This window comes from Pseudomonas sp. 14A, assembly GCF_018132745.1.
GTDB classification, from domain to species: Bacteria; Pseudomonadota; Gammaproteobacteria; order Pseudomonadales; family Pseudomonadaceae; genus Aquipseudomonas; species Aquipseudomonas mercuritolerans.
On record NZ_JAGRQJ010000002.1, the window covers coordinates 71,325 to 97,774 of the forward strand.

The following is a 26,450-nucleotide window of genomic DNA, read 5'->3' on the forward strand; positions in this document are numbered from 1 at the left end:
CGTAGTATCAGCATAGAATCATTCAGGCAAAACGGACGGCTTTTGCAGATGCAGATTTCCCTTGTTCTGATCTGGCTGGCGATCTGCGCCGCGCAAGATGCCCGCCAGCGGCGAATTTCCAACCTGTTGACCTTGGGCGTGGGCGCGCTGGCGCTGGTCTGGTTGCTGGCGACCGGCAGCACCTGGCTGGGCGCCGATGCGGGGCAGGGCGGCTGGGCTTGTCTGATCGCTTTGCTACTGACGCTGCCGGGTTATTTCCTCGGTCGCATGGGCGCTGGTGATGTGAAATTAATGACAGCCCTGGGTCTTGCGACGAACGGCGTGTTTGTTCTTGGTGCGTTTATCGGCGCGGGTGTGGCCAGCGTACTTTGGCTGCTGCTCGCGCCAAAAGTCTGGCCCCATATGGGTCAATGGCTTAGAGAGCTTTTACGCCATATCGCCCCGGACAAGTCAAAAAAGCTGCCATTTGCGCCGTTCGTGTGGGTAGGTGTAGTGCTTTCGCTGTACTGGATCACCTGATCGCGGGGTGCCACTAGTCCTATGTACATAGTAGGAAAGTGGGTCTACTTTCAACGCAGGTGAATACGCCACCAAAGTGCAGGAATCGTCAGCGTTGGCCCGAGCAATGGAGTGGTTCGTGAACAAGCCTAATTCGGTAAAAATCCTCGTGGTCGATGATCAGCCGCTGATCGTCGAAGAACTCTGTGAGTTTCTTGAGAGCAGTGGCTACCGTTGCGTGCCGTGCGACTCCAGTCTTGAAGCCATCGAGCTGTTCAGGGCGGACCCGAACATCGGTCTGGTGCTGAGCGATTTGCACATGCCGGATATGGATGGCATCGAGTTGATCCAGGCGTTGCAGCGGCTGGCCGGCAAGCAGCGGGTGTTCGAAGCGATCATGCTCACCGGGCGCGCTGACAAGCAGGATGTGATCAAGGCGTTGCGTGCGGGGATTGCCGATTACTATCAGAAGCCGATTGATCTGGCAGAGTTGCTCGAAGGCGTGCAGCGCCAGGAGCTGGCCTTGCAGGAACGGCAGAAGAATCTGCATCTGGGGCATCTGAATCAGAAGTTGCAGTTTTTGTCCGAGTCGATCGATGACCTTTATCAGGATCTGGACAAAGTGCGGCGCTCGCCTGCGCCGGCGCTGGGTGATGGTGAGCCTGAGTCCGTGGAGATGCCGGCGGTGTTCAGTCAATTGTCGCCCCGGCAGTTGGATGTGGCGCGGTTGGTGGGCAAGGGGCAGACCAACTATCAGATTGCCTGTGAGTTGGGGATTACCGAGAACACGGTGAAGTTGTATGTGTCGCAGGTGTTGCGGTTGACGCATATGCATAATCGGACGCAGTTGGCTTTGGCGCTTTCTCCTGGTAGTTCGGCGGGGCGGCAGCGGGTTACTGCGCATTGACATGGCGGCCTTTGGGCCGACCATGCTTTGGGTGGTTGGGGTGAATATCCGTTTCTTCGGGTGTTGCGGCTGGCGGTTTCGCCCTTACGGCGAGTCACTTTTTCAAACGCCAAAAAGTAACCAAAAGGCTGTGCCCTGACGTTCGGCCCCTCGCTGGGGCTCGGTGTTCCTTCGCTCCGGGATCGATCCTGGCGCAGCGGCTCCGGTTTGCTTCGCTGCACCTCCTTCCGCTGTGTCTGGCTGCGCCAGACGGTCGCTGCGCTCCCACGCCCGGATCAATCCCTCCACTCAGCCTGCCGACGGGCTCCAAGATCAAAATCTACTCGAGCTTGCGCTCATTGTTGAGTGGTGCGGCTTCGCCGCGGGCAGCTGCGCTGCTTTTGCTTTCTGTGGGAGCGAGCCTGCTCGCGAAGGCGGCCTGACAGCCGACCTGTTTTTGAGTCTTACGCGATCCAACTGTAGGAGCTGCCGAAGGCTGCGATCTTTTGATTTTGATTTTGCTGTTCTGTAGGAGTGAGCCTGCTCGCGATGAGGCCAGTCGGTCCGCCGATAACTCGAAGTCGTTTAAATCTGTTTCAAAATAACCAGAACCTTCCCACAAGGTTTTCAGGTTGTCCGTCGGACGTCGGATCACTAGTCTCTGGCTGTCGTCGAATCTTCGGCGATCGGGTGTGAGAACCCTGCTACTTATGGTCATCCAGTATCTGTGCACGCATAATCGCCGCCAGCTTGTCCGCTGTCTGCAATGTGTTATGGCGGCTGTGTGCGGGCAGACTTCGGTCTGGCCGGGTGTCCATAACCGGTATTCTCACCCCGCATACAGTTGCCACCATTTGCCCCGTGAGAATGGCATTGGGTCGCACCGCAGATTTTGGAGAGCCGTTTCAATGGACAAACTGATCCCAGACCCACCCCCATCCCCCACCACCCCGCTCGAAGACGCCATGCGCGCCGACGATCTGGTGAAAAACCGCGAAGCGATAAAACGCGCGCTGGATTTCTATCTCTGCCCCGAACCTGCAAAACCGCATCCGCCCAGCACGCTGTTCATGGTGGTGCCCAATGTCGATACGGAAAGCCTGTTGGCGCATGCCTGTGAGTCGCTGGCGTCAGCGAGTGCGATGGCGAGTAATTTCGCTGGTGAGTTGAGCGGGTTTCAGCGCAGCACGGCGTTGGCGATTCAGCAGATTGTCATGCTGGCGGAGTTGGCGGTGAATCGGGCGCTGGATCGGGTGGATCCGCAGAGCTGAAACCGCGTTATCGTTCTTCGCGAGCAGGCTCGCTCCCACAGCAAGCACGCGGTCGACTGTGGGAGCGAGCCTGCTTGCGAAGGGGCCTTCAAGGGCTCCACCAGACTAATTCTTGCTCTCGATCTTCCCGCCCGCATCCGGATCGTAAAAATCCGGGATCTCGTACTGGTATTTCTTCAGCCAGCGCTGCATCGCCAGTTCGCGTTCGGTGGCTGTTGCACTCTGAGGTTTCGGCGAGGCGGCTTTGTTGCGGCTTTGCAGGACCAGCCAGCCTTCGGTTTCCTGTTGTTGCGCCGAGGCCGGGCCGGTGTCGATGGCGTGGGCGGTGAGGGGCAGGGCGAGCAGGGTCAGGTAGCACAGGCCTTTGCGGATGGTCATGGCTGTCTCCTATTCGAGCGTCGGCGGTAGCGGGTCGATGAAGGCGGCGACGCGGTCGCCGGGTGCGGCTTTGGCGTGGGCCGGGGCTTTGAGTTTTTCTGCGCGTTGCTGCGCTTCGGTGAATTGTTCCGGGGTCAGTTTCGAGCGGCTGACGATTTCCGCAGCTTGGGGCCAGTCGTTCTGGTAGAGCAGCAGGGTGACCATGTTCAGCGTCGCCAGTTGATTGTTCTGGCTCAGCTCGATGGCGGTGAGGAATTCGAATTTCGCTTCGTTGAGGCGCAGTTGGTTGAGGTAGACCACGCCGAGGTCGTTGCGAATTTTCTCGTCGGTGGGTGCCAGGCGCGCGGCGCGTTGCAGGTGGGCCTGGGCCTGGCCGTTGTCGCCACGGGCGGCGTAGACCTGGCCCAGGCCATGTTCGGCCTGGGCGGTGAGGCAGCCGCCGAGCAGGCTGCGGTAGAGCGGCTCGGCTTCGCTGCGACCGAGCAGGCGATAGACCTTGGCTTTGCGCAGGCGCACTTCGCTGAGGTTGTCCGGCAGGCTTTGCAGATTGGCTAGGCTGGCGTGGAGCTTGCTGTCGCTGGCCAGATCATCGGCGAGGTTTAGCGACAGTTCCTGCTCCGAGGTCAGTTTGCTGCAGCTGGACGGCGACAGCAGCGAGGTCCACGGCGCCTGGCCATCCGTGGCGCAGCCGCTGAGCAGCAACAGACTAGCCATGACTATCAGTACTTTCATCAAACGCTCTCCATGAGCCAAGGTCAGTTTGCGAACGCGCGAGCAATGGCGGTGAAACCCGGGCCGGCCAGTACGATCAGCAGGGCCGGGAACAGAAACAGCATCATCACCACCGACATCTTCGCCGACATTTTCGAGATGTATTCCTGCAGGCGGGTCAGGCGTCGGTCGTCCAGTAATTGCTTGAGCGCCAGCAGTGATTTCATCGCACCGCCGCCTTGGTGGATCAGTTGCTGGAGGATCACGCAGGTGTCGGTGAATTCGTCCACCGCGAGCATCACCGCGGTCTTGTTCAGCTCCTGACCCAGCTCCAGACCCGAGTCGACGCGGCTGAGGATCAGGCGCAGTTCGCTGGTTAGCTCCGGCAGCAGTTTTTGCGCTTCGACGCTGAGCACGCGCAGCGCTTGTTCCACGGCCATGCCGGATTCAAAGAGGATGCGCAGCAGCGGAATGAACGTGGAAATTTCCACGGCGATGGTTTTCTGTCGGCGGGCGGCGGCGTAGGCGAGCAGGCGTTTGGGCAGTAGATAGCCGCCGCCTGCGGCGAACATCGGCGCCATCCAGCGGTGGCTGGTCTGCGGGAAAAACACTTCCTGCAAAAAGATCGCCAGCCCCAGAGCGAGCAGCGGCGTGCCGATCTGGCAGGCGGCGAAGAGCGCGCGTTCGTTGGCGCGGCGCCAGCCGAGGCGGCCGAGCAGGGTCTGGGTTTCGCTGTCGATGCTCACCGAGCCCCGGCCGAAACGGCTGTTGCCCAGCGCGCGCAGCCAATGGCCGAAACGGTTTTCCCGGACCAATTGGCCATGCAAGCGCTGATGCACCTGACGCACGCGGCGGCGCTCGGTGAGCAGGTGATTGCCCAGCAATAACAGCGAACCGAGGAACAATAACAGCGCGGCGAGCCAGACCATTTCAAACGCTCCGCAACATGCGCCACAGCGCCAGACTGCCCAGCACCTGCAACGCGGCGGCGCTGAGCAGCATGGTCTGGCCGCTTTCGTCGTGCCACATGCCGAGCATGTAGCCGGGGTTGGTCAGCATGAAGTAGCTCACCAGAATCAGCGGCAGCAAACCCAAAACCCAAGCGGTCATGCGCGTTTCCCCAGTCAGCGCGCGCAACTGCCGCGCGCCCTGGTCGCGCTCGCGGATCAGTTTGATCAGGTTCTCCAGCAGCTCACTGGCATTGCCGCCGTAGCGATGATTGACCTTCAGGCCGAGGGCGAACATGCGCAGTTCGTCCTGCTCGTAGAGTTCGGCAAAATCGCTGACCGCATCGGGGAGGTTCACCCCCAGTTGCACGTTGCGCTGCACCCGGCCCATGGCCGCTTTCAAGGGGGCTTCACTGGCTTCGATGCCGCCCAGCACCGCATCGCTCAGCGTGCGCCCGGACTTGAGACTGCGCACCGTGTAGTCGAGCAGTTGCGGCAGTTGTTCGATCATGCGGCGGATCCGTCGGCGGTAGCGGACGGCGATGAACAGCCGCAATGCAACGGGTGGTGCAATCAGCATGAGCACCAGCCCGCCCCAGCTCGCGGTTAAAAATCCTGCTGCCATCGCTGCTGCCCACAGGCTCAGCCATTGCCCGAGACGTTCGCTCAGCCGACCCAGTCCTGCACGTAGAAACATGCGTTCCAGTCCCACCCATCTGGTCTGCTCGACGACCAGTTGCGGTTGCCCGGCGGCGAGTCGGTTGAGAACCTTTTCCGTCGCGGTCTTGCGCAGGCCTTGCAGGAACAGATAGATCGACAGCCCGAGCAGCATCAGGCAGATGGCGATAAGAATGATCGGTCCCAGCATCTGCGTGCTCCTCGCCGTCAGCCCAGGTGAGCGTCGTGGCGCAGCTTGTCGCCGGCCGGGTTGACCGCTTCGCGCACAAAGCCAAAGCCCGTGCGACGGTCGAGGCGGAACAGGGTGTTGGTGACGTAGACATCCTCGCGAATGCCGACCACTTCCACCACTTCGCTGACGCAGCGCCGGCCATCGGGCATGCGTGTCAGTTGAATAATCACGTCGAGGGCGGCGCAGATCATCTGGCGCAAGGTGCGTTCGGCAATCGAGCGCCCGGTCAGGCCCACCAGCGTCTCCAGACGCAGCAGCGCATCCTGGGCATTGTTGGCGTGCACGGTGCTCATCGAACCGTCGTGGCCGGTGTTCATTGCGGTGAGCACGTCGACCACTTCGACGCCTCGGATCTCGCCAAGAATGATCCGGTCGGGACGCATGCGCAGGGCGTTGCGAATCAGGTCGCTGGCCTTGACCTCGCCATGACCCTCAGCGTTGGGGGGACGGGTTTCCAGACGCACCACATGCGGATGGCCGAGTTGCAGCTCGGCGACGTCTTCGATGGTCACCAGCCGTTCGTGCGGGTTGATCAACTGGCTGAGGATGTTCAGCAGCGTGGTCTTGCCGGTGCCGGTGCCGCCACTGATGAGGATGTTGCAGCGCCTGCCCACGGCGTTCTGCAGGAATTCGAAAATCGCCAGATCGATGGTCTGCATCGCCATCAGGTCGGTGCTCTTGAGCATGTCCTTGCGGAACTTGCGGATCGACAGGCACGGGCCGTCGAGGGCGATCGGCGGGATGATCGCGTTGACCCGGCTGCCATCGGGCAGGCGCGCATCGACCATCGGCGAGGACTCATCGAGGCGTCGCCCAAGCGGCGCAAGAATGCGCTGCATGACCCGCTCGACGTGATGCGCATCGATAAAACGCAGATCGCTTTGATGCAATACGCCGTCGCGCTCGATGAACACCCGGTGCGGGCCGTTGACCAGAATTTCCGTCACCGACGGGTCGCGCAGCAGGACTTCCAGTGGGCCGAATCCGGTGAGTTCGTCGACGATTTCTTCGCCGAGGCGCTCCATTTCGTAGCGCGAGATCGCCAAGTGCAAACGCGCGATGTATTCGGCGACCTTGTCGGTGACGAACTGCGCCAGTTGCTGGCGTGAACCTTCCAGCAGGTTTTTTCCTGACTCCTCGATGGCGTCGATGATGTAGCGGTGCAGGACCAGTTTCAGGCCTTCGTGATCGCTGTTGCCGATCGCTCCGCGTGGCGTCGCGCCAAAGAGTTTTTCTGCGCTCATGAGTGGCCTCGCAGACGGTCGAACCAGGAGGGTTTCGGTTTGCTCAGGCCTTCGGAACGCTTGGCCAGACGCTCGCCGAGGGCGCGCAGGCTCTGGGTGAGTTTTTCCCGGGGCGCCAGTTCGAAAAGGCTGACGCCCTGGTTTTTCGCGTTCAGGCGCACGTCGGGACTGAAGGCCAGCACGGCGATGACTTCCAGATTGAAGGTCTTGCCCAGGGTTTCGGCATCCGGCGCGACGTTGCTCAGGTAGCGATCGATCAGCAAGCGCCCGTGCTCGAGTTTCATGCCTTTCTCGCGCCATTGGTTGAGCACGGCAAGATTGCGTCGGCAGTTGAGGACGTTCTGGTCGGTGTACCAGAGCAGTTTGTCGCAATGACTGACGAAGGTGCGCAACGCCTCACTGTCGGCTTGCCCGGTGAGGTTCACGACAATGTGTTGGAAGTGCTGGCGCAAAGCACTGAGCAGCATGTACAGCTCGGCGGCACTGGTGGATTCCAGCGGCTCGTCGCTGTTGGCGTAAGCAAGAATGCGCAGGCCGTGGTCGGCGCTGGTGAATGCGCTGTCGATCAGCGTCGCGTCGAGGCGGCGCAAATGACGCAGGGCATCGCCGAAGTGAAACGAACTCTCCAGACCCAACAGCGCCAGACTGTCGCCACGCGGCAGACCGAGGTCGAGCAGCAGGGTTTGCTGGCCGCTTTTCTGCACGACCATGGCCATGTGATTGGCGATCAAGGCGCCGTCCGACGCGCCTTGCACACCGTACAGAACGGTGAGGCCGCCGAGCTGGGTGCTAGGTGTAACGGCCGGCAGACGCTTACTCAGGCGCCGCACCAGTCCGGCGACTTCGCTGGAACGCGAGCCATAGGCGACAAAATCCCGCGCACCGGCGCGCATCGCATTCAGCACAAGCTGATTGTCCATGCCGTCACCGAGCGCAACAATCGCCAGCATCGGCTTGGCTTCCAGCGCACCTTCGATCAGCGCGCTCTGCGCCACGACGTGCTCGCGGTCGAGACCGACGAAGACCAGATTGGCGAACGTTACATCGACCAGTGCGAGCAATTCATCGAGGCTGCCGGCACCGGCGCTGATGACCTGGCCGAGTGGCGCGAGGGCGCTTTGCAGCCATTCCAGATCGGTGCTGTTGCGGGTGATGGCGAGGAAGGTCTGACTGAGATTCTGGTTCATTGCGACAACCCGCTGCGCTTGTCGAAGTTGCCGTTCTCGAGGAAGAACATGCGATAGAAGTTCGGGTCGTAATTGCGCAGTTTCTCCCCCGGCAACGACGGCAGTCGCGCGTCCGCCGCCAGTGGCTGGACCAGATGCGGGGTGACGATCATCAGCAGTTCGCGCTCTTCGCGCTTGATCTGCGAACCCTTGAAGAACGCGCCGAGGATGGGAATGTCGCCAAGGCCGGGAAACTTGTTCACCTGCGAGCTGTTGGTGGTGCTGATCAAACCGCTGATGACAAAACTTTCGCCATCACCCAGCGACACGCTGGTGTCGGTGCGGCGAATGGTCAGCGCCGGAACGGTGGTGCCGGCGATGTTCACCGCGTTGGCAAAATCCAGTTCGCTGACCTCCGGGGCGACCTTCAGCGCGATGCGATCGCGGCCGATGATGGTTGGCGTCAGGGTCAGGCGGATGCCGAATTCCTTGTACTCGATCGACACGCTGTCGCTGCCGGAACTGGGCACCGGAATCGGGATTTCCCCGCCGGCCAGGAAGCTCGCACTCTGCCCGTTCAACGCCACCAGACTCGGCCGCGCCAAGGTGTAGGCGAAGCCGCTGGTTTCCAGGGCGTTGATGATCGCCATGGTCTTGCCGCCGACCCAGGAGAAATTGAACAGCGAGTTATCCACCGGCAAGCGCGGCTGCGGCACGCCGTCGATTGGTGGCAGCGTGCCGGGCGAGCCGAACAGGAAATTGCCGCGCGTGCCGATCAGCGACGCCGTGGCTTCCTTGAGTTTGGTGCGGCTGACTTCGACGAAACGGATATCGGTCTGCACTTGCGACGGCAGGGTCGGATCGTCCGACGGCACGCTGCTGGTCAGCGCCGTGGTTGCCGCGCCCTGGACGAAGACCATGGCTTGCTGAGGCTGCGCCGAGCAGGCCGTCCAGACCATCAGGCTGGTCGCGCCGGGGCCGACGCCAGTCAGCAAAAAGGACGATCCGCCATTGGCATGCACGTCGGCAATTTTCGGGTCGCCCACTGCCAGCCGAGTGATTGCCACCGGTGACTGCATGTCCTGCTGGAAGCCTTCACCGATTTCGATCACCGAGGGCAGGCGCGGCAGTGCCGAGCAGTTGCCCACCGCCGCGAGGACGGTATCCATTGTCAATCCCAACAACAGCAAGGCCCGGAGCGCCGGTTTCAATGTCGGTCTGAGTCGACTCTGCATGCACGTGAATCCTTGCGCAGTCATGGGGTTTGTTGGCTGATCTGGTTGCCGCGAATGATTTCCACCGCAGGCCTGGGCGCCGCGCCGGTACTGGCGGTGGCAGGTGCTCTTTGCGCGCTGCCCAGAGCGAGTTGAGTGAACTGGAAGAGCTGGCTGTTGGCGCGATCCAGGTGCGCGGGCGATTGCGCTTCGCCGGCCCAGTATTTGGCCAGCCGTTGTTCTTCGCTGCTGCGCACCGCGAGACGCAAGGTGCCGACTTGAGTGGCGAGCATCAGGCGGCTGAGCAGTTGTTCCGGCACCGCCAGCACCACAGTGCGTGCTGCAATCCGGCGTTGGTCCTGTTTGATTTTTTCTTCGGCGCTGAGGCTGGGCGTCGCCGGTTGGCCGTCGTTGGTCAGGCCGTACTGATCACCGATCCCGAGCACGCGCAGGGCGGGAACGGCGATCTGCGCCGACTGCTGCAGATTGCTCGCGTCCTCGCGCAGATACAGCAGCACATCAACGTAATCGCCCGGCAGCAACTGCCCGGCGCCACCGATCACTTCATCGACGGCCACGGTCAGTGCGCGCTCGTCGCGGCGAATCATCCGCGCCAACGCACCGCCGGCCTGGAAGCTTTCGTCATTCAGCCAGGTGCCGGCGCTGAGGTGGCGCCAAGGCGTGCGGCCGACTGCTTGTTCGATGCTGGTCAGGCTGCCGGCCGGTGCGCTGCGCAGTTTTTCCACGGTCACATCGGCGGCGGTCAACGGCGTGAACGGCGCTACATCGTGGAGCACCACCACCACCGGTTGGCGGTTCTGGTCTTCGGCAATCGCGACAGTCTGTTCAACGCTGGTCGCAGGGGCGACGGGTGCCTCGGCGACTGGGGCCGGCTGACGACTGAGCACCAGCCCCCAGTAACCGACAAAAACCGCACCGAGCAACAGCAACGCGGCGAGGCTCATGGTGACGCGACTGTTCATGACGGCTCTCCCTTTCCTGCTGCACAACCGATTGCATTTGCTTGCGAAAGGCGGACTGCTTCGGCAGCTATGAACATGCAACTATTTCGCTATTTCCAAGCTAGCTGATCCAAGCAAAAGCGCCATTAATGACAGGCGAAATAACCGTACCAAAGTATGACTCTGGCCAGTTAACAGCCGGAAACGGCGGAAAAACGATGGGATTAATGCTTTGTGATTAATGCGTTCTTACAGTTGTTGGGCGGGGGTTTGTTGACAATGCTCAGGTGGCACGGTGGAACCTTGCCGCGGTGGTGATGTCGGCGCCAGAGGCGCGAAGGAGTGGACCTATGTTTCGTATGACTTTTGATTATGTGATCGCCAAGGCTCGCGCGTTTGCCCGCAGTGAAGAGGGTGCTTCGGCGATTGAGTATGCGATTGTGGTGGCGATGGTGGCAGTTGTTGTCGTCGTGTTCGTGACGCCGATCGGCGCGAAGGTACTCGCGATATTCAACTCGGTACTGACCTCGCTGGGCGGTACAGCGCAAGTGCGTCCGACCACTTGATGGCTATCTCTTCTTCCTGTTCGGTGTCTGTGCGTAAGTGACAGGTGCGCCCAGGCATTGACAGGACCTCCGTTTGCCAGCGTCCGACCATGTCGGCGCGAGGAGAATGTCCATGCTGCTTGATTATTTGCTGACGCGGGTACGAGCATTTCTGGCTAGCAGTGACGGTGCCTCTGCCATCGAATATGCGATTGTCGTGGCGATGGTTGCCGTGGTGGTTGTGGTGTTTGTGACACCGGTTGGCGCGAAGGTACTGGCGATTTTCAACAGTATCCTGGTGTCGCTCGGTGGCACCGCGCAGACGGCTCCGGTGCAGACGCCCTGATTGAAGTGCCGGTCGCGTCTGGCCAACGGCGCGCTACACTGAGATTTACTTTCAGTATTTCGGGGCTGCCCATGAATTCTCCCTCGCTGCCGCGCCAACAGTTGCTTCTGGTTGACGATGAACAAGACGCGTTGCTGGAGTTGGCGGAGTTGCTGGAGGGGGAGGGGTTTACCTGTCATACCGCGACGTCGGTGAAGCTGGCGTTGCATCTGCTGACCCGGCATCCGGATATTGCTTTGGTGATTACTGATCTGCGCATGCCGGAGGAGTCGGGCATGTCGTTGATCCGGCGGTTGCGTGAGCATACGTCGCGGGAGCATTTGCCGGTGATTGTGATGTCGGGGCATGCGGATATGGAGGATGTCAGCGATATGTTGCGGTTGCAGGTGCTGGATCTGTTTCGCAAGCCGATTTATCACGTTAGGTTGTTGGAGACCCTGGATAATCTGTTTCCCAAGCCTCGGGTTGAGGCTGGGTGAACTCGGCGGCCTTTGGGCCGACCGTGTTCTTGGGGGGGGGGAATATCCGTTGCTGCGGGTGTTGCGGCTGGCGGTTTCGCCCTTACGGCGACTCACTTTTTTTACAAACGCCTAAAAAAAGTAAGCAAAAAAACGCTTGCTCCTACGTTCGGCCCTCGCAGGCTCGGGTTCCTTCGCTCCGGGACTGATCCGGGCGCAGCGGCTCCGGTTTGCTTCGCTGCACCTCCTTCCGCTGTGTCTGGCTGCGCCAGACGGTCGCTGCGCTCCCACGCCCGGATCAATCCCTCCACTCAGCCTTCCGACGTCGCCGGTGGATCAAGATCAAGAGCACTCGAGCTTGCGCTCATTGTTGAGTGGTGCGGCTTCGCCGCGGGCAGCTGCGCTGCTTTGCTTTTGCTTTTGTGGGAGCGAGCCTGCTCGCGAAGGCGGCCTGCCTGCCAACCTGTTTCTCACTGATGTACTCGATTCAAACTGTGGGAGCGAGCTTGCTCGCGAAGGCGGCCTGCCAGCCGACCTGTTTCTCGCTGATGTACTCGATTCAAACTGTGGGAGCGAGCCTGCTCGCGAAAGCGGCCTGCCAGCCGACCCATTTCTTCCTGATGTACATCAATCCTGTGGGAGCTGGCTTGCCAGCGAAGGCGGTCAGCCAGCCAACCTGTTTCTCACTGAACGCACCCGATCAAACTGTGGGAGCGAGCCTGCTCGCGAAGGCGCCCTGCCAGCCAACCCATTCCTGCCTGATGTACATCAATCCTGTGGGAGCTGGCTTGCCAGCGAAGGCGGTCAGCCAGCCAAAAAGGCTCTGCCTGACTCACCACCTGCGCAACCAACATCCTGCTCTTGTCACTCCGGCACAAGCCTGTCCAGTACGCGGTTGACCGCCAGTTCGCCCAGCATGATCACCTGCTGTATTCCCAACAGAGAGCTGCGCTGCGGTCCATCGATAAATCCGGCGAGGTCGCTGGCCATAATGCTCGCCGAGGCCAGTGATTCGCAGGCATGGACCAACAGGGTTTCGTTGTCCGCAGCCGGGTCGACGATGAACAGGGTGCTGGGTTTGCGCGGTGCGGCGGGGTCTTTGATGAGGCGGGGGTTGAGGTAGTAATCGATGGCGCGGTCGGCGGCTTCCTTGAGTTTTTGCGCTTCGACGAGCGGGTCGGCGAAGGTCGGATCGGCAAGGGGTGGATCGGGCGTTATCTTTTTCACGGGCTCAGTCTCCTGATGGAGTAGGGCCGCAACCGGTTCGCGACTAAACGAAAGGGAGGCAGCTGCACGCAGGTTAGTCGACCGATGAGCCACGAAATCGGCGCGCCCGAAGGCGCCCTGCGCACAGCCACCATCAAGTGCAGGTATGCAATACCTGGCTGACAGGAACCTGTGCGTCGTGGACAAGCGGGCGACTAAACCCGACCACTGATGAGCAGTGGCAGGCAAACGATAGAACCCGCACCCCAGGCGCACAAGCCGGCGGATTCTGGCGTAGCCGTAGGCAAAGGCGCAAGGATTTGTGGGTTGTTGCGAGGTAGCGGGGCGTGTGTTTAAACGGCTGGTTTAAGTGCTGCGATAAATCGGTTGAATAGCCGCACCCTTTCGCGAGCAGGCTCGCTCACACAGCGACGGCGGTTGTACTGAGGAACCGTGAACACCGCCGAATCTGTGGGAGCGAGCCTGCTCGCGAAGGCGGTGCGTCAGTCAAAAAATCCTGACTGACACACCGCTCGGCCATCACAACTGATAACTGAAACTGATGCTGTACCGAGGCTTGCGGTTCAACGTATCCAGCGCTTCATCGGACATGGCCTTCGCCACTTCCAGCGCGACGTTGTAGTACTTGGCATCGCCGAACCTCAGTCCGAGCGCGGTGGATGACAGGTTGTTGGCCTGCACCGGCAGTTGGTTGAACCAGCTGCGCGAGCGGTCGACGACGACGTAGGGTTGCAGGATGCGCACCCAGTTGCCGTCGCGGTTGAAGCTGTAGTTGACCTCGTAGGCCACGCCCCAACCCTTGTCGCCCGAGGCCTGGTCGTCGGGGTAGCCACGGCCGAAGTTCTGCCCGCCGAATACGGCGCGTTCGCTGTCGGGCAAGGTGTCGTCGCTCCAGTACAGCGCCGCCGAGAGCACGCCTTGCCAGTTGTCGAGGAACTTGTCGCTCTGCACGCCGGACAGCCTGACGCGGAAGAAATCCAGGTCGATGTCGTCGTAGTTGGTGTGCGCGCCGAGGCTGTCGAAGCCCTGGTAGACGCCGGCACTGAGGATGCGCAGTTGGCGGGCGTCGGCCTTGCGCCAGTCGCCTTCGAAAGCCAGGGCGCGGACGTCGGTGCGCAGTTCGGTGCTGAAGGGAAAGTTGATGCCGTCGTAGCGCGTCTTGTCGTCGACCGCATACAGGCGCGAGCCGGCGGTCAGCAGTTCGTTGGCGGAGGCGATCAGGGGCGTGCTGAAGCCGATCGAGTAGCGATCGTTCTCGCGGTGGGTACTCAGGCGTCCGCCACCGCCCACCAGCACTTCGGTGTCCGGGTCGGCGCGGTAACGCGAGGCCGAGACGTTGAGTTGCGTGCCCTCGGTATCGAGGAACTGGCTGTAGTCGAGACGGTAGTAATGCTCTTTATCGTCGCCCGGCGGAAACAGGCCGCTGAGGCTCAACTGTTCGCCCATCGAGGTCTGCGAATTGCTGCTGATGCCGAGCAACGCCTGCGGGCCGTTACGGTTGTCTTCGGTGGTGCTCAGGGTGCTGGTGAACGGTTTGCGACTGGCCTGGGCAACCAGGGTGGTCGCGCCATCGGTGGTGCCGGGCGGTGGCACTTGCGCTTGAATGGTTACCCCGGGAATGCGGCTCATCAGCGTGGTATAGCGCTCGAAGGTCTTGCGCGTCAGCGGGCGTTCGGCCTGGATTTTCGCGGCGAGTTTGTCGAGCAGGCCTTTGACCCGGCCGATGTCGCCCTGCATCTGGATATCGCGCACGTAGCCCTCGACCAGCACCACCCGCGCCACGCCGTCATCGAAGTTCTGTTGCGGCAGGAACGCGTAGGACAACAGATAGCCGTCCTGCTGATAGCGACGGGTGATGTTGCGCGTGGCTTCGATCAGTTCGGCAAGGCTGGCCTGGCGGCCGATCAGGGGCTTGTAGATTTCCGCCAGTTCGTTGAGCGGGTAGATCGTGCCGCCTTCGATCTGCACGGTTTTCAGGTTGACCTTGGTTTCCATCAGCAATGGCTGTGCGGCGGTCGCACCCGGGTCCGGCACTTGCAGCGGCGCCGCGCTCGGCCGATAGGCGTCGGCGGGCAGGTTGGGTACGGGGAGGTTGCGGATGGTTTCGTTGCTGTTGAGAAAGCTGGGCAAGGTGTCGGCGAGGGCAGCGGAACTGAGGCTCAGGCACAGCAGGGATGCCAGTACGCGCATAGGACACTCCATGGTCAGAACACAGCACAGGGCAAAATTTTCCTTAGAAAAAAGGCGGAAGACTCGTGGGAATCTTCCGCCCTCAACCAAGCGTAGGCGCTGTAGGTAAGGCCGTCGAATCGGCCAGGTGCAATTCAGCGTTGAGTGCCGCTCAACGCGCCGGTCAGGCCACCGAGTACCCCGCCCAGACCACCGGTTGCCGTGCCGCCGCCAGTGGCAGTGCCGCTGTTGACCAGACCACCGACCGCTGCCACGGTGCCGCCGACGTTGGTAACCAGACCGCCGACAGCAGTGGTGACCGGATTGTTGGTGGCGGCAATCGCTCCGCCGAGATTGCCGACTGCGGCGCCCACCTGATTTGTAAGACCAGCGACCGGAGTGCCGAGACCGGTAGCGGCGCCGACCTGTTGAGTGACAGTGGTGACCGCGCTGGTGACCGGATTGAGGCCCGCACCGACTGCGGCGCCGACACTGGCCAGCGGCGACGTGGTTGCAGTGATCGGTGTGCCCGAGCCGCCGAGTACGGTGTTGATCGACGCAATCGTGTTGCCCAGCCCGCCAGCGGTGACGCCGCCGGCGCTGACCACGCCGCTGGTGCTGCCGGCATTCAGACCGCTGCCGACGTTGACCACCGCACCACCCACGGTTTGCAGCAGACCGGTGCCGCCAAGCCCGCCGCCGATGCCGCCGATGCCGCCAGTACCCGAGCCAGTGCCATTGGACACCAGGCCTCCCGCTTTGCCGACCGCGGTGCCGGTGTTGCTCAGGGCGCCGCCGAGGGTGTTGGTCAGGGCATTGCCGCTGCCTGCGTCGGTGACTTTGCCGCCGAGGCTGTTCACCGTTGCGCCGACTTGCGCAATCGCTCCTTTGAGCGGATCACCCAGTCGCGTGGTAACGCCAAGTTTGTCGGTGGTGCTTTCGACCATGGCGATCACCGGCACCAGGCCGCTGCCGACCTTGTTGGTCAACTGGCTGGTCGGGCCGCTGGTCAGTGAGGTGTTGAGGGTGTCGCCAAGCATGGTGACTTTTTCACCGATGCCATCGACCAGCGGCGCCACTCGGGTGACTACACCGCCAACGACGGGAACGCTACGGGTCGTTGTGTTCAGTTTGACGCTGAGGTCCGACACGCCGTCGCCAACATCGGAAACCACGCCGCCAACCGAGGCCACGGTGGTGGTCAGGCCATTGGGGTCAGTGGCCAGTTTGCCGATGCCATCAGTGACGCCATCGCCCAGGGTGCTGACCACGTTGCCGGTGGTGTTGGCCACGCTTTGGACGATGCCGCCAGCGACCGGAACAGTGCTCAGTGAATCACCGATCTGGCCGACGCCATCGCCGGCACTGCTGACGGTTTTGCCGACGTCCTGAACAAGTGTTGTGGTCACCAGCGAAGGTGCAGCGGGATTGGTCGGGTTGGTGGGATCGGTCGGGTCTGTCGGATTGGTTGGGTTGGTCGGATCGGTGCCACCGCCGGTACCGCCAGTGCCGCCAGTGCCACCGGTTCCACCAGTGCCTGCGGTATCGCCGCCGGTGCCACCTGTACCGCCGGTGCCGGCAGTATCGCCGCCGGTCCCGCCGGTTCCGCCGCCCGCGCCACCGCTGCCATCGGTGCCCGCCGTGCCGTCCGCCGTCGAGCTGCCCGAACTGCTGCGATGACCGCCACCGCCGCTGCTGCAGCCGACGAGGCCGACCGAAAGAATCAGTGCCAGCGCGATTGCCGATTTGGACCACATCACTTGAGTTTTCATGATTGAGATTCCTGCACCTGTCACAACGTTACGTTGCCTTCGATGGCCCGCCGATCTGTCGTCGGCGATGCCTCGTCCGTGGCTGTAATCTCAGTCGAGGGCAGGTTTTTCACCATTCTCAAGTTGGTATTAACCCCTTTATGTAGAGGGGCCGGCGCAATGCCGAAGGACTAGTACCCAAGTAATAAACGCGCAAAAAAAAGCCTTGAAATTCAAGGCTCGGTTTTTTCCAAAGCGGCGGGCAGGGCGCGGAAAAACTTAAGTGATATATACACAATTAACGGGTTTTTCCGCCCCGCCAGATCAGGCGATCGGTTGCCATTGACCGACCATATGTTCCAGGTCGCCGGCACCGATCAGGCGCAACTCACCGCTGGAGCCTGCGGCACTGGCCAGCAATGTCACTTCACTGGGCAGGCGCACCGGTTTGCGAAAGTGCACGGCGATTTCCAGGTTGGCTTTGGGCAGGTGATCGGAGAGTGCCGCCAGTGTCCGTGCCTTGTTCCACAGTCCATGGGCAATCGCGGTGGGAAAACCGAACAGTTTGGCGCTCGCCGCACTGAGGTGAATCGGGTTGTAGTCGCCGGAGACTTTCGCATACTGGCGACCGATATCGGCCGGTGCAGTCCAGCGCGTCACTTCGTGCAAATCCTGTGACGGCTGCCAGTCCTGAGCGAGCGCCTCGCCCTCGAGTTTCACCCCGCGACAGAGCATCCGGCTTTCGGCTTCCCACAGCGGCCCGAGTTGATCGTCCAGGGTAGTGAGCAGATCGAATGTCGCGCCCTTGGCATGTGGTTGCAGGTTGTGCACGCGCACGCTGACTTGCGCGCGACTGATCGCGCCCATCGGCCGCAGCACGCGAATGCGGTTGCTCAGGTGAATCAGCCCCAGCAGCGGGAACGGAAATTCCCTGGCCGTAAGCAATTGCATCTGCAAGGCGAAGGCGAGGATGTGTGGATAGGTCGGCGGCAGCAGGCCGTCATCGACGAAACCGCAGACCTTGCGATAGGCCTCCAGCCGTTTGCTGTCGATATCGACCCAGCAGCGCAGGCCGCTGTCGGGCAGTTGCGTACCGGTGATTTTGCGTCGCGTCGCTGCGCGCGAATAAAGCCCCGGCAGACTCGGTTGGCGATCCAGCGTGTGCCATTCGATGCTCATGCTCACGCCCCCAGAACGCTTTGGCCACAGACCCGCAACGCCTGCCCGGTGAACGCGCCCGTACCCGGTTGCGCCAGCCACGCCACGGTTTCGGCGACATCTTGCGGCAAGCCGCCCTGGCCCAGCGAACTCATGCGCCGCCCGGCTTCGCGCAGGCCGAACGGAATGTGCGCAGTCATTTGCGTCTCGATAAAACCCGGGGCGACGGCGTTGATGCTGATCCCGCGTTCCAGCAATGTCGGCGCCCATGCCTGGGCCAGACCGATCAGGCCAGCCTTGCTCGCCGCGTAGTTGGTTTGCCCGCGATTGCCGGCGATGCCGCTGATCGAGGCGAGCAGGACCACCCGTGCGTTGTCGCGCAGGGTGCCGCTGTCGAGCAGCGCCTTGGTCAGCACTTGCGGCGCGTTGAGATTGACGGCCAGCACCGCGTCCCAGAATTCCGGGGTCATGTTGGCCAGGGTCTTGTCGCGGGTGATGCCGGCGTTGTGCACGAGGATGTCGAGGCCGTCGGGCAGCTGTTCGATCAATCGCGCGGCGGCGTCATCGGCGCAGATATCGAGGGTGATCGCACGGCCGCCGAGGCGCGCGGCAAGGGCTTCGAGATCGGTTTTGGCCGGCGGTACGTCGAGCAGAATCACCTCGGCGCCATCGCGGGCGAGGGTTTCGGCAATCGACGCGCCAATGCCGCGCGCAGCACCGGTGACCAGCGCCTTGCGCCCGGCCAGGGGTCGCGTCCAGTCGGTCACTGGGGTGGCGCACGCGGTCAGGCGAATCACCTGGCCGGAAACGAATGCACTTTTCGGCGAGAGGAAGAATCGCAGCGGGCCTTCCAGTTGATCTTCGGCACCTTCGCCGACGTAGATCAGCTGCAAGGTGCCACCGCCGCGCAGCTCTTTGGCCAGCGAGCGCGAGAAGCCTTCAAGTGCTCGTTGTGCGCTGGAGGCGAACGGATCACCCAAGGTTTCCGGCGCGCGGCCGAGGATGACCAGATGCGCGCTATGGTCGAGCTTCTTCATCAATGGCTGGAAGAATTCGCGCAGTTGCTTGAGCTGGTCGGTGTGCTGCAGAGCGCTGGCGTCGAACACCACCGCTTTGAGTTTCGGACCGTGGCCGGGGATCCATGCAGTGGCCAGCGAGGGGTCGGTGCCGTAGCTGTAGATCGCATCGGTCAAGCGGTTGGCAAACACGCTGATCCGTTCGGCCAGCGGTCCGCCACCGAGCAACAGGGCGCCCTCGATCGGCCGCAGACGCCCCGCCTGCCAGCGTTCCAGCCGCACCGGCGACGGCAGGCCCAAGGCCCCGACCAGACGATGGCCGAAGGATGAGTTGGCGAAGTCGATATAGCGGTCAGACATGGAACGCTCTCCAGAAGTTGGGGTTCAAAGTGTGGACTGCCTACGGCAATCAATCGTTCGATCGGCGCAATAAGGCCTACGCTGGAACATTCAGGTTTAGCAGGTCTTGCAGATTAATGCGGTTCATGTGGGAGCGAGCCTGCTCGCGAAGGCGCTGTATCAGACGCTGAAGTGGCTGAATGTGCCGGCCTCTTCGCGAGCAGGCTCGCTCCCACAGGGATGTGCAAATTCGACCATTTGGAACAGGAGCTTTTCATGACCCAGCTGCGCCGCGTCGCGATCATCGGCGGTAACCGCATCCCTTTCGCCCGCTCCAACGGGCCGTACGCCACGGCCAGCAATCAGGCGATGCTCACCGCCGCGCTGGAAGGCCTGATCGAACGCTACAACCTGCATGGCCAGCGCATCGGCGAAGTGGTGGCGGGCGCGGTGCTTAAATTGTCACGGGATATGAACCTGACCCGCGAATGTGTGCTCGGCTCGCGCCTGTCTCCAGCGACGCCGGCCTATGACATTCAGCAAGCCTGCGGCACTGGTCTGGAAGCGGCGTTGCTGGTGGCCAACAAAATCGCCCTCGGCCAGATCGACTGCGGGATTGCCGGCGGCGTCGACACCACTTCCGACGCGCCGATCAGCGTCAGCGAAGGCCTGCGCAGGATTCTTCTACAGGCCAACCGCGCCAAGAGCACCGGCGACAAACTGAAAACCCTTTTGCAGTTGCGGCCCCAGCATCTTATTCCCGAATTCCCGCGCAACGGCGAGCCACGCACTGGCCTGTCCATGGGCGAGCACTGTGAGCTGATGGCGCAGACCTGGAATATCCCCCGCGAAGAACAGGATCAACTGGCCCTCGAAAGCCACCACAAACTCGCTGCTTCCTACAGCGAAGGCTGGTACAACGATCTGATGACGCCGTTTCTTGGCCTGACCCGCGACAACAATCTGCGCCCGGACCTGACCCTGGAAAAACTCGCCACGCTGAAACCGGCCTTCGAGAAAAGCGCCAAGGGCACGCTGACGGCCGGCAATTCCACGCCGCTCACCGATGGCGCTTCGGTGGTGTTGCTGGGAAGTGAGGAATGGGCCAAAGCGCGCGGCTTGCCGATCCTCGCTTATCTGCGCGACGGCGAGGCGGCGGCGGTGGATTTCGTCAACGGTGCCGAGGGCCTGCTGATGGCGCCGGTGTACGCCGTGCCACGCTTGCTGGCGCGCAACGGCCTGACCTTGCAGGATTTTGATTACTACGAAATCCACGAAGCGTTCGCCGCGCAGGTCTTGTGCACGCTCAAGGCCTGGGAAGATCCGGAATATTGCAAAACCCGCTTGCGGCTCGATGCACCGTTGGGTTCGATTGATCGCAGTCGGCTTAACGTGAAGGGCAGTTCGCTGGCGGCGGGGCATCCGTTTGCCGCGACGGGCGGACGGATTGTGGCGAATCTGGCCAAGCTGCTGGATGCGGCGGGCAAGGGGCGAGGGTTGATTTCGATCTGTGCGGCGGGCGGGCAGGGTGTCACCGCGATCATTGAACGCTGAAAGACCCCCTCACCCTAACCCTCTCCCAAAGGGAGAGGGGACTGATTGGGGGATGCTTGAAATCGACGCCGACCTGAGCGCCCTTTACCGAATCCAGAGATGCGATTCAAACCATAAGCGCTGGGGTATCTCAGGTCGATGTATACGGGAGACACCTCGATCGGCCCCCTCTCCCTCTGGGAGAGGGCTGGGGTGAGGGCAACAGAAGTTCACCGACCATGTCAGATTCTGTCGCAAATGCCCTTGCCGGCCGATACCAATCAATGCCACGGTCTCGGCTATGATTCGCCCGGGTCGCTGCGATTGATCCGGCACAGTGTGTGCATCCTCAAGGTTCACAGGTCGGCAACCCCTCCCCGTCGGGCGAGGATTGCCGTATAACGAGTGACATTCGCGTGTTTGGTAATAAAGGACCCACAATAAAAGCTGATGAAGACTCCAAAACGCATTGAACCCCTGATCGAGGACGGTCTGGTCGACGAAGTGCTGCGCCCACTGATGAGTGGCAAAGAGGCAGCTGTTTATGTAGTGCGCTGCGGCAATCAGTTACGTTGCGCCAAGGTCTACAAGGAGGCGAATAAACGCAGTTTCCGCCAGGCAGCCGAGTATCAGGAAGGCCGCAAGGTTCGTAACAGCCGTCAGGCGCGGGCCATGGCGAAGGGGTCCAAGTTCGGTCGCAAAGAGACCGAAGACGCCTGGCAGAACGCCGAAGTGGCGGCGCTGTTCCGTCTGGCCGGCGCCGGTGTGCGAGTGCCCAAACCCTATGACTTCCTCGACGGCGTGCTGTTGATGGAGCTGGTGGCCGACGAATTCGGCGACGCCGCGCCGCGTCTGAACGACGTGGTACTGGAGCCGGATCAGGCGCGCGAGTATCACGCGTTCCTGATTTCGCAGATCGTGTTGATGTTGTGTACCGGTCTGGTGCACGGTGACCTCTCCGAGTTCAACGTGCTGCTGACCCCGACCGGCCCGGTCATCATCGACCTGCCCCAGGCAGTCGACGCTGCGGGTAACAACCACGCGTTCAGCATGCTCGAGCGTGACGTTGGCAACATGGCTTCGTACTTCGGCCGTTTCGCGCCGGAATTGAAGAAGACCAAATATGCCAAGGAAATGTGGGCGTTGTACGAAGCCGGCACCTTGCACCCGAACAGTGTGCTGACCGGCGAGTTCGACGATCCGGAGGACCTGGCCGATGTTGGCGGGGTGCTGCGCGAAATCGAAGCGGCGCGCCTCGACGAGGAACGCAAGCAAGCCATTCGCGCGGCGGACGACGCGCCGAAAGGCAAACCCGAAGAACCGCCTCCACCGCCGTGGATGCAGTGATCGCGTGATGAAAAACCCGGCTTCGGCCGGGTTTTTTGTTTGAGTCAAAAAGCACCCTCACCCCAGCCCTCTCCCGGAGGGAGAGGGGGCCGACCGAGGTGTCTTTAGCCATACATCGACCTGAAAAAACCGAGTCGATTATGGATTCAAAGAAAAACGTTCAGGTCGGTGTATCTCCCAAATATCCCCCAATCAGTCCCCTCTCCCTTTGGGAGAGGGCTAGGGTGAGGGGGGCTTTCGGATCCTGGCTTATTCGCGTCTACTGTCCACCGCTCCAACCACACTCAAGGACTGAATGTGACCATCCCACGCAACACCCACCTGATCGTAACCGCCCGGCTGATCTCCGATTTCGGCGCCTTCCTCAACATGGTCGCGCTGGCCACCTACGTCTACCTGCTGAGCAACAGCGCCATGAGCGTCGGCATTTTCCTTGCCAGCCGTGTCGGTGGCGGAATCTTCGCCAGTCTGATCGGCACACGCTTCTACCGGCGCTGGCAGGGCCGCGCGTCGCTGATTGCTTTCGATCTGTTGCGCGCTGCACTGCTGGCGCTGCTGTTGATCACACCGGCGAGTCAGCAGGCATGGCTGTTGCCCTTCATTGCCTTCGGCCTCGGCTTGGGCAATTCGATGTTCGCCATCGGCCTCAACAGCCAATTGCCGCGCTTGATCGCGCCGGCGCAGTTGCTCAAGGCCAATGCCTGGATCACCTCAGCCTCTTCAGCCGCCATGGTCGGCGGCAGTCTGGTGTCGGGGTTGCTGGTGGCTGCTTTCGGTTTTGAAACGGTCTTCGCCCTCAACGCGCTGACCTATTTGCTCGCCGCGCTGCTGATCATGCCGCTGCGTTTCGAAAAAACCGATGTCAGCGAACAGCCGGAGCGTGGTGAATGGTTTGCGCTGCGGCAAGGCCTGCGTTCGGTGCCAGTGGTCGCGGCCATGCTCGCGGTGACCATGGCCGACACCTTGGGCAGTGCCGCGCATAACGTCGGCTTCCCGATCATTTCGAAACTGCTCACGCCCGAGGCGGCGAGTACGACCTTGGGCCTGGCGCTTGCGGTATGGGCCAGCGGCAAACTGCTCGGCGCGCGCATCGCCAGTCACCTCAAGGGCTCGGAGAACAGCCACCTCGAAAGACGATTTTTCTGCGGCGTGGCGCTGATGTCCTGCGGGTTCATTCTGATGTTCCAGCAGCACAGTCTCGTGGGCCTGCTGCTGTTCGCCTTGCCGGCGGGGCTCGGCGATGGCGTGTCCGAAGTCAGCCTGATGTCCCGTTTGCAACGGGAACCTGCGGCTTTGCGCCTGCCGATTTTCAGCGTGCTGACCTTGCTGCAGATGACCGGATTCGGCATCGGCATGCTGGTCGCCGCGCCGTTCTACGCGTGGTGGACGCCGGGGGCCGTGGTCATGCTGTTCCACGGCATTCCCCTCGGCACCCTGTGCGTGGTGACGCTGTTGCGGATCAGGCGCGGGCGGGTTGCGCGCAGCAGCCCGACGCCAGCTCCTTGAGGATCGGGCAATCCGGGCGGTGATCACCGCTGCAGTGCTCGACCAGATCCTGCAGGGTGTCACGCAGCTCGCCGAGCTCGCGGATCTTCTGATTCAGCTCATCGATGTGCTGGCGCGCCAGTGCTTTCACATCGGCGCTGGCACGCTGGCGATCCTGCCAGAGGGTCAGCAGCTTGCCGACCTCCTCCAAAGAAAAGCCCAAGTCCCGCGAGCGCTTGATGAACGCCAGCGTGTGCAGGTCATCGCTGCCATACACGCGATAGCCGCTGTCGGTGCGATTGGCTGCTTTGAGCAGGCCAATCGACTCGTAATAGCGAATCATTTTTGCGCTCAGGCCACTTTGTCGGGCCGCTTGGCCGATGTTCATCGGTGTTCCTCCAGGTCCTTGGGTTTCCAGGTTTTCAACAGTAACGCATTGCTCACCACGCTGACGCTCGACAGCGCCATCGCCGCGCCGGCCAGCACCGGATTGAGGAAGCCGAACACCGCCAGCGGAATGCCGATCAGGTTGTAGACAAAGGCCCAGAACAGGTTCTGGCGAATCTTTGCGTAGGTCTTGCGGCTGATCTCCAGCGCTGCCGGCACCAGCCGCGGATCGCCGCGCATCAAGGTGATGCCGGCCGCATGCATGGCGACGTCGGTGCCGCCGCCCATGGCGATGCCGATGTCGGCGGCGGCGAGGGCCGGGGCGTCGTTGATGCCATCGCCGACCATGGCGACTACGCCGGTTTTCTTCAGCTCGGCGACGGTCGCGGCCTTGTCGGCAGGCAGCACTTCGGCGTGGACATTTTGGATGCCCAGAGCCTCGGCCACCACCCGTGCGCTGCCACGATTGTCGCCGGTCAGCAGGTGGCTCTGGATATCCCGCGCGGCGAGTTGTTGCACCGCTTGCAGAGCGCCGGGTTTCAGCGTGTCACCGAAGGCGAACAGGCCCAGCACCTTCGGCTGAGGACTTTGTTCAATCAGCCACGACAGTGTCCGACCTTCGCGTTCCCACGCTTCGGCGGATGTGCTCAATTCACCGGCACTCAAGGCGCTTTCGTCGAGCATCCGCCGATTGCCCAGCGCCAGGCGCCGGCCATCCAGCGTGCCGGCGATGCCGCGTCCGGTCAGCGCCTGGCTGTCGCTGACATCGGGCACGTTCAAGCCGCGTTCGGCGGCGGCATCCAGCACCGCTTTGGCCAACGGATGCTCGCTGCCGCGCTGCAAGGCACCGGCCAAGGTCAGCAGATTATTTTCGTCACCATCGACCGCGCTGAAGTGCGCGATACGCGGCGTCCCCGAGGTCAGCGTGCCGGTCTTGTCGAATACCACCGTGCTGACTTCGTGGGCACGCTCCAGCGCCTCGGCGTCCTTGATCAGAATGCCGTGGCGCGCCGCTACGCCGGTGCCGGCCATGATCGCCGTCGGAGTGGCGAGGCCGAGGGCGCACGGGCAGGCGATCACCAGCACGGCGACGGCATTGATCACCGCCGTTTCCAGCGGTGCGCCGTACAACCACCAGCCAATCAGCGTGGCCAGGGCGATCAGCAACACGGTCGGCACGAAGATCTGGCTGACCTTGTCCACCAGTTTCTGAATCGGCGCTTTCGCCGCTTGCGCGTCCTCGACCAGACGAATGATCCGCGCCAGCACGGTTTCCGCGCCGAGCGCCTGGGTGCGCACCAGCAAACGACCTTCGCCGTTGATCGCGCCGCCGGTGACCTTGTCGCCCGGTTGTTTCGGCACTGGCAGGCTTTCGCCGCTGATCAGCGCTTCGTCGGCGTGGCTCTGGCCTTCGACGACTTCGCCATCCACCGGGAAGCGTTCGCCGGGTTTGACCAGCACCAGATCGTCGAGGCGCAGGGCGCTGATCGCAACGTCTTGCTCACGCCCGTCGATAACTTGAATCGCCCGCTCCGGCCGCAACGCTTCGAGAGCGCGAATGGCGCTGGCGGTCTGGCGTTTGGCGCGGCTTTCGAGATATTTGCCGAGCAACACCAAAGCGATGACCACCGCCGAGGCCTCGAAATACAGATGCGGCATGCGTCCGGCGGCGCTGGCCCATTCATAGATACTCAGGCCATAACCGGCGCTGGTGCCGAGGGCGACGAGCAGGTCCATGTTGCCGGCGCCGGCGCGCACGGCTTTCCACGCCGCCACATAAAAGCGTGCGCCGAAGATGAATTGCACGGGGGTGGCGAGGGCGAATTGCACCCAGGCCGGGAGCATCCAGTGAATGCCGAACGGCTGCAGCAACATAGGCAACACCAGCGGCAGAGCGAGGGCGATCGCGCAGATCAATGCCCAGCGCTCACGGTGCAGGCGTTTTTGCTGGTCATCGGACTGTGGCCGTTCAGCTTGCCAGACGCTGGCCGAGTAACCGGCCTTGCTCACCGCGGCGAGCAGGGTTTGCGTATCGACCTGGCCGAGCAATTCGAGGTGCGCACGTTCATTGGCCAGATTGACGCTGACGCTGCTCACGCTTGGGACTTTGCTCAGGGCGCGTTCGACGCGACCGACGCAGGACGCGCAGGTCATGCCGTCGATGCTCAATTCGACAGTTTGCCGAGGCACGCTGTAACCGGCGCGCTCCACGGCTTGCATCAGCGCCGGCAGGCTGTCGCCGGGCGCCTGCACCCGGGCCTGTTCGGTGGCGAGGTTGACGCTGACGGCACTGGCGCCGCTGACCTTGCGCAGCGCCCGCTCGACACGCCCGGCGCAACTGGCGCAGGTCATGCCGGCAATCGGCAGATCGAAAGTGGTGGATTCGGACATCGGTCGCGCTCCCTGTAGTGGATGTCTACAGGATCAACCTTGCCACGCGGGCAAGGTCAAGCGCCATTCTTGTGGGAGCGAGCCTGCTCGCGAATGCGGTGCATCATTCAG

25 protein-coding genes are annotated in these 26,450 nt (G+C 62.1%); 10 read left to right on the forward strand and 15 right to left on the reverse strand.

Features of this window, described 5'->3' with window-relative positions; translation table 11 throughout:
• The first annotated feature begins 48 nt into the window (after positions 1-48).
• The 3 genes from PS14A_RS02510 (at position 49) to PS14A_RS02520 (ending at position 2,655) form a co-directional block, all read left to right on the forward strand.
• Positions 49-519, forward strand: a complete 471-nt coding sequence (locus tag PS14A_RS02510) for a prepilin peptidase (protein ID WP_137215898.1) — start codon at positions 49-51, stop codon at positions 517-519.
• A gap of 118 nt (positions 520-637) precedes the next feature.
• On the forward strand, positions 638-1,405 hold the full coding sequence (locus PS14A_RS02515) for a response regulator transcription factor (RefSeq protein ID WP_212615220.1): 768 nt from the start codon (positions 638-640) through the stop codon (positions 1,403-1,405).
• Between the two features lie 887 nt (positions 1,406-2,292).
• Positions 2,293-2,655 (forward strand): DUF6124 family protein, encoded by a 363-nt coding sequence (locus tag PS14A_RS02520; protein WP_024011438.1) that lies wholly within the window; start codon positions 2,293-2,295, stop codon positions 2,653-2,655.
• A 105-nt stretch (positions 2,656-2,760) separates the two neighbouring features.
• Here the strand turns inward: PS14A_RS02520 and PS14A_RS02525 are convergent, their stop codons facing one another.
• Genes PS14A_RS02525 through cpaB form a run of 8 tightly spaced genes read right to left on the reverse strand, consistent with a single transcriptional unit; the run spans position 2,761 to position 10,208 of the window.
• Entirely contained in the window at positions 2,761-3,033 is a 273-nt protein-coding gene (locus tag PS14A_RS02525) for a DUF3613 domain-containing protein (protein WP_016771842.1), read from the reverse strand.
• 9 nt (positions 3,034-3,042) lie between these two features.
• Positions 3,043-3,765, reverse strand: a complete 723-nt coding sequence (locus PS14A_RS02530; RefSeq protein ID WP_212615221.1) for a tetratricopeptide repeat protein — start codon at positions 3,763-3,765, stop codon at positions 3,043-3,045.
• Positions 3,766-3,788: 23 nt separating this feature from the next.
• The gene (locus PS14A_RS02535; protein WP_024011441.1) at positions 3,789-4,673 is read right to left on the reverse strand and encodes a type II secretion system F family protein; all 885 of its coding nucleotides are present in this window, start codon (positions 4,671-4,673) and stop codon (positions 3,789-3,791) included.
• Between the two features lies 1 nt (position 4,674).
• Positions 4,675-5,559: a type II secretion system F family protein gene (locus PS14A_RS02540; protein WP_212615222.1), complete on the reverse strand. Its 885-nt coding sequence runs from the start codon at positions 5,557-5,559 to the stop codon at positions 4,675-4,677.
• Positions 5,560-5,576: 17 nt separating this feature from the next.
• A complete protein-coding gene (locus tag PS14A_RS02545) occupies positions 5,577-6,845 on the reverse strand; it encodes a CpaF family protein (protein ID WP_024011443.1) in 1,269 nt (422 codons plus the stop codon).
• On the reverse strand, positions 6,842-8,032 hold the full coding sequence (locus PS14A_RS02550) for a pilus assembly protein (RefSeq protein WP_212615223.1): 1,191 nt from the start codon (positions 8,030-8,032) through the stop codon (positions 6,842-6,844). Before PS14A_RS02550 ends, PS14A_RS02545 begins: the two co-directional genes overlap by 4 nt.
• Positions 8,029-9,246: a type II and III secretion system protein family protein gene (locus PS14A_RS02555; RefSeq protein ID WP_212615224.1), complete on the reverse strand. Its 1,218-nt coding sequence runs from the start codon at positions 9,244-9,246 to the stop codon at positions 8,029-8,031. The genes PS14A_RS02550 and PS14A_RS02555 overlap by 4 nt, the downstream gene beginning before the upstream one ends.
• Before the next feature lie 20 nt (positions 9,247-9,266).
• A complete protein-coding gene (cpaB, locus tag PS14A_RS02560; protein ID WP_212615225.1) occupies positions 9,267-10,208 on the reverse strand; it encodes a Flp pilus assembly protein CpaB in 942 nt (313 codons plus the stop codon).
• 338 nt (positions 10,209-10,546) lie between these two features.
• On the opposite strand from cpaB, the gene PS14A_RS02565 reads away from it, so the two are divergent.
• From PS14A_RS02565 to PS14A_RS02580, 4 genes are all read left to right on the forward strand, one after another.
• Positions 10,547-10,753 (forward strand): Flp family type IVb pilin, encoded by a 207-nt coding sequence (locus tag PS14A_RS02565; protein WP_110603771.1) that lies wholly within the window; start codon positions 10,547-10,549, stop codon positions 10,751-10,753.
• Positions 10,754-10,865: 112 nt separating this feature from the next.
• A complete protein-coding gene (locus tag PS14A_RS02570; RefSeq protein WP_110603764.1) occupies positions 10,866-11,078 on the forward strand; it encodes a Flp family type IVb pilin in 213 nt (70 codons plus the stop codon).
• Positions 11,079-11,149: 71 nt separating this feature from the next.
• Positions 11,150-11,557 carry a response regulator gene (locus PS14A_RS02575; RefSeq protein ID WP_212615226.1) on the forward strand — a complete coding sequence of 136 codons (408 nt, stop codon included), beginning with the start codon at positions 11,150-11,152 and terminating at the stop codon, positions 11,555-11,557.
• Positions 11,558-11,913: 356 nt separating this feature from the next.
• Positions 11,914-12,435, forward strand: coding sequence for a hypothetical protein (locus PS14A_RS02580; protein WP_212615227.1), 522 nt, complete (start codon positions 11,914-11,916; stop codon positions 12,433-12,435).
• Here PS14A_RS02580 and PS14A_RS02585 read toward each other — a convergent pair.
• The 5 genes from PS14A_RS02585 to PS14A_RS02605 form a co-directional block, all read right to left on the reverse strand.
• On the reverse strand, positions 12,401-12,763 hold the full coding sequence (locus tag PS14A_RS02585; RefSeq protein ID WP_041479635.1) for a DUF6124 family protein: 363 nt from the start codon (positions 12,761-12,763) through the stop codon (positions 12,401-12,403). The genes PS14A_RS02580 and PS14A_RS02585 overlap by 35 nt on opposite strands.
• A gap of 519 nt (positions 12,764-13,282) precedes the next feature.
• Complete coding sequence (locus PS14A_RS02590) at positions 13,283-14,953, reverse strand: ShlB/FhaC/HecB family hemolysin secretion/activation protein (protein ID WP_212615228.1); 1,671 nt, start codon at positions 14,951-14,953, stop codon at positions 13,283-13,285.
• A gap of 134 nt (positions 14,954-15,087) precedes the next feature.
• Positions 15,088-16,704, reverse strand: a complete 1,617-nt coding sequence (locus tag PS14A_RS02595; protein WP_212615229.1) for a collagen-like triple helix repeat-containing protein — start codon at positions 16,702-16,704, stop codon at positions 15,088-15,090.
• 303 nt (positions 16,705-17,007) lie between these two features.
• Complete coding sequence (locus PS14A_RS02600; RefSeq protein ID WP_212615230.1) at positions 17,008-17,862, reverse strand: MaoC/PaaZ C-terminal domain-containing protein; 855 nt, start codon at positions 17,860-17,862, stop codon at positions 17,008-17,010.
• Positions 17,863-17,864: 2 nt separating this feature from the next.
• Entirely contained in the window at positions 17,865-19,217 is a 1,353-nt protein-coding gene (locus PS14A_RS02605; RefSeq protein WP_212615231.1) for a 3-oxoacyl-ACP reductase, read from the reverse strand.
• A 255-nt stretch (positions 19,218-19,472) separates the two neighbouring features.
• On the opposite strand from PS14A_RS02605, the gene PS14A_RS02610 reads away from it, so the two are divergent.
• The 3 genes from PS14A_RS02610 to PS14A_RS02620 all read left to right on the forward strand — a co-directional run bounded on the left by PS14A_RS02610 (position 19,473) and on the right by PS14A_RS02620 (position 23,582).
• On the forward strand, positions 19,473-20,750 hold the full coding sequence (locus PS14A_RS02610) for an acetyl-CoA C-acetyltransferase (RefSeq protein ID WP_212615232.1): 1,278 nt from the start codon (positions 19,473-19,475) through the stop codon (positions 20,748-20,750).
• 429 nt (positions 20,751-21,179) lie between these two features.
• Positions 21,180-22,076 (forward strand): PA4780 family RIO1-like protein kinase, encoded by an 897-nt coding sequence (locus PS14A_RS02615; protein ID WP_016771829.1) that lies wholly within the window; start codon positions 21,180-21,182, stop codon positions 22,074-22,076.
• Between the two features lie 297 nt (positions 22,077-22,373).
• Complete coding sequence (locus PS14A_RS02620) at positions 22,374-23,582, forward strand: MFS transporter (protein ID WP_212615233.1); 1,209 nt, start codon at positions 22,374-22,376, stop codon at positions 23,580-23,582.
• On the opposite strand, the gene cueR is transcribed toward PS14A_RS02620, so the two are convergent.
• Positions 23,536-23,949 (reverse strand): Cu(I)-responsive transcriptional regulator, encoded by a 414-nt coding sequence (gene cueR, locus PS14A_RS02625; protein ID WP_016771827.1) that lies wholly within the window; start codon positions 23,947-23,949, stop codon positions 23,536-23,538. The two genes, PS14A_RS02620 and cueR, sit on opposite strands and share 47 nt — an antisense overlap.
• Complete coding sequence (gene cueA, locus PS14A_RS02630) at positions 23,946-26,339, reverse strand: copper resistance metal-translocating P1-type ATPase CueA (RefSeq protein WP_212615234.1); 2,394 nt, start codon at positions 26,337-26,339, stop codon at positions 23,946-23,948. Before cueA ends, cueR begins: the two co-directional genes overlap by 4 nt.
• Between the last annotated feature and the right edge of the window lie 111 nt (positions 26,340-26,450).